The following is a 3,124-nucleotide window of genomic DNA, read 5'->3' as shown; positions in this document are numbered from 1 at the left end:
CACTGGTCACCAATATTTCCTCCATGTGTTCCTCTAAAGGCTTACCGAAAGATCAGGACGTGAAGGCCTTCCTGACCCTGCCCTGCTTGAAAGAGGGCTGGCAGGAGGGCAAAGACGGGGACGTTAAGGGCAAACCGCTCGACCGGACACTGGTCACCAATATTTCCTCCATGTGTTCCTCTAAAGGCTTACCGAAAGATCAGGACGTGAAGGCCTTCCTGACCCTGCCCTGCTTGAAAGAGGGCTGGCAGGAGGGCAAAGACGAGGACGTTAAGGGCAAACCGCTCGACCGGGGACTGGTCACCAATATCTCCTCCATGTGTTCTTCTAAAGGCTTACCGAAAGATAAGGACGTGAAGGCCTTCCTGACGCTGCCCTGCTTGAAAGAGGGCTGGCAGGAGGGCAAAGACGAGGACGTTAAGGGCAAACCGCTCGACCTGGCACTGGTCACCAATATTTCCGCCATGTGCCATGGCAAAGGCTTACCGGAAAAAACGAAAGTGCAAGCCTTTATTCAATGGCTACCATCGGATGAAAAGAAGGGTCTTCTGAAACTTTCTTGCCGCATATTTGCACGCTTTGGAGTACCCTCAGGAGAAAAACTGACTGATAATGAGAACAAACTCCGCCAATGTCTTAAACAGCAAGGTTATTCTACGGACATTGGAGGCGACAGCAGTGATGAAGAAGATGGACTTTTAGAATCAAGTCAAATGAAAGCACTGGCTCTGTACTTCTCTCCTGCGTCCGCAAAATGGAATATGACAATTGCCGAATTCCAACAATATCTTAATGCCCACAAAGGTCCACGAAATGAAAGACTAGCGGTTCGTGCTGCGCTGAAATCATTGCTGCCGATATTGGCTATCCATGGAGGAACTGGTATCCAGTTCTGGATTGAAAAACATCGTGAAGATCCACGCTGCAATGAAGTACTCACTAAGGCATTATCCATTCCTGCACCACTGGCTTTAACAAAATTTGCACTAACGCAGCTCCCTGAACCTGAAAGGAAGGAATACCTTGAACTGTGCAGAAACCTGAAGCCAGCCCCAACCCCGGCGCAATGGAATGCGTTACAGCCACTGCGCCAACAGCTTGGTCTACGATGGGAATTCACGCTATCTAAACGTATGATGCTGGAGGTTCTTTGGCGACAGTCCGAAGATAACCGCGCAAAATACGCTGACAGAATGGACGAGCTATTCAGAACTGTGCCTGCAATCTCACAGTGGTACCGACTGCACCGGGTACTCAGGCCACAGAAAATGCAGCAATTCATGGATGCCTGTCTTGACTACCAGGCTAAACCTGAAACCGTTCCGGAATTAGCGACGCAGCAACGGTTGTTGGAAGGAATGCTCCTGATAAACCATTATCTACCGGAACACGGGAATATACCGGATCTCTGTTTTTCAAAGCGAGTGTCAACTGATGATGAAAGAGGCGTAGTTGTTGATGGTGCTCACGTCATGTTGGGCCAGGAACGCCTGTGGCACTTTATCACGGCCATACTGTTCGAGCTTAAACAAACAGAGTATCAATTCAGGAATCAAAAGCTTACTGTCATGCCAACCGATGGTGAACCGGTTGTACTCCCAAAACCAGAGTTTACCGTCACTGACACCGGTTTTGTTATAAATAACTGGACCCTTGAACAGTTGACCGCATTTTTCAAGGCAACCGACTTCACAGAACAATGGTATGAAAAGCCTCAGGACAAGCGGGAACCCTATGCGATCAGGCTTGAGGCTAAACTGGCCCAAATGAAAGCAAGAACCAAAGAGACCAGGAAAGCCAAGCCTGAAAAAGTAACATTTCTGCTGCCACCTTCTATGATTATCAACATCATCAAATACAACAAACCATTAAAGCCAGTGGTTTGGTCATCTCTGGAACACTATGCCCGCAACGGCCAGCTAACCACCAGTTTATGTAAGGCGCTCAGCCCGGTTATCCGAAATGATAATGATGGTGTTGTTCCTGAGTTCGTTAAAAATGCAGTGGCTGAAAAGCTGGTACAGATTGAGGCAACAAAAACACCCGTAGTAACAGCAATCGCTCTGCAACAACCTCCTGCAAGCACGACACCCCCTTGGTATCAGGATTCCACCAGGAGCATTCAAGGGCCGAAATTTACCTTTGAAGCGGCAATGGAAGAGCTGGATCGTTTTCCGATATTGGGGAATAGAGAACTTGAACTATTGGAACCCTATCGGAAAGAAATGATACTTCCGCAGTTAATGAGTGTCCTCCAAAAGATCAACCATTATGATGTGGATCAACAGACACAAAACGCCTGGCATTCAGCCTTTGAATGCAGAAAAAAAGACCCTCTTGGGCTGAACGAAATTGACATTGACATTTGGGAATCGGATTCTGATTTATTGTCGCCGGATTTTGATTTATTTGCGACCGGGTCAGAACGAGTCAACAACAACCATGGCTGGCTTGAAGAGTTCCTGCAAGGATAAACCAGTTGTCACAGCAATTCCCGACGAATATTGAAGCACTATAGCCACATGAGATGCAGGATAGGTAAAAAAAATCATGCCCGCACAACTCTTCGACTGAAATTATATGTTACTCAATCGTTGTCGTCGGGTCAGTCATGGGTACGGCTATTCAGAAAAAAATGTCAGGCAATTCAGTGCTTCTTACTTGATAAAAACAGTGTCAGAACGTTTTGACAGCATCCAAGATCTTTATCTGCTTCCTATTGATGGTACTGGCCTCTTTTATTCGGGAACCTGCCGATGTGATGACTGCTGCATTAAAAACGAGGGCAAGAAAAATCAAACCTTTTACCACAATATTATAGGCGGCTGTATCATCCATCCGCCCAGAAAAACCGTCATTCCTTTAGCGCCGGAAGCGATTTGCCGACAGGATGGTTCCACAAAAAATGATTGTGAAAAAGCGGCAATAAGACGTTTTCTGGCGCAGACAAAACAAGACCATCCACGCCTGAAACTGGTGATTCTGCTAGATGGCCTAAGTTTTCAGGCTGTGGCAGTTGACGTGTATTCATCTGGAGTAGCTGCTGCAGTGCGCTATCCAGTAACAAATCCCACAGCCAGGCTGCCTGACAAAACAGGTCAGACTTCTCTGATACCGGTTGCCT

Annotated in this window: 3 protein-coding genes; 1 reads left to right on the top strand and 2 read right to left on the bottom strand. The window is 47.2% G+C overall.

Annotated features, from left to right (window positions below; all coding sequences use genetic code 11):
- A partial coding sequence (locus tag J7439_RS25160; RefSeq protein ID WP_209204802.1) for a hypothetical protein occupies positions 1-2,474 on the top strand: 2,474 nt, incomplete at its 5' end.
- A 202-nt stretch (positions 2,475-2,676) separates the two neighbouring features.
- On the opposite strand, the gene J7439_RS25155 is transcribed toward J7439_RS25160, so the two are convergent.
- Both J7439_RS25155 and J7439_RS25150 read right to left on the bottom strand, forming a co-directional pair.
- Positions 2,677-2,838 (bottom strand): hypothetical protein, encoded by a 162-nt coding sequence (locus tag J7439_RS25155; RefSeq protein ID WP_209204801.1) that lies wholly within the window; start codon positions 2,836-2,838, stop codon positions 2,677-2,679.
- A gap of 16 nt (positions 2,839-2,854) precedes the next feature.
- Positions 2,855-3,124: hypothetical protein (locus J7439_RS25150; RefSeq protein ID WP_209204800.1), on the bottom strand; the 270-nt coding region annotated here is incomplete at its 5' end.

This window comes from Salinisphaera sp. G21_0, from assembly GCF_017744115.1.
Taxonomy (GTDB): Bacteria; Pseudomonadota; Gammaproteobacteria; order Pseudomonadales; family Endozoicomonadaceae; genus Endozoicomonas.
The sequence above is the reverse complement of the archived record's forward strand: the minus strand, read 5'-3'. Positions and strand labels throughout refer to the sequence as shown.

Coding starts and splice junctions, on each gene's coding strand:
- J7439_RS25155 (WP_209204801.1), bottom strand. CDS start 2,838: ATGGATGATACAGCCGCCTATAATATTGTGGTAAAAGGTTTGATTTTT.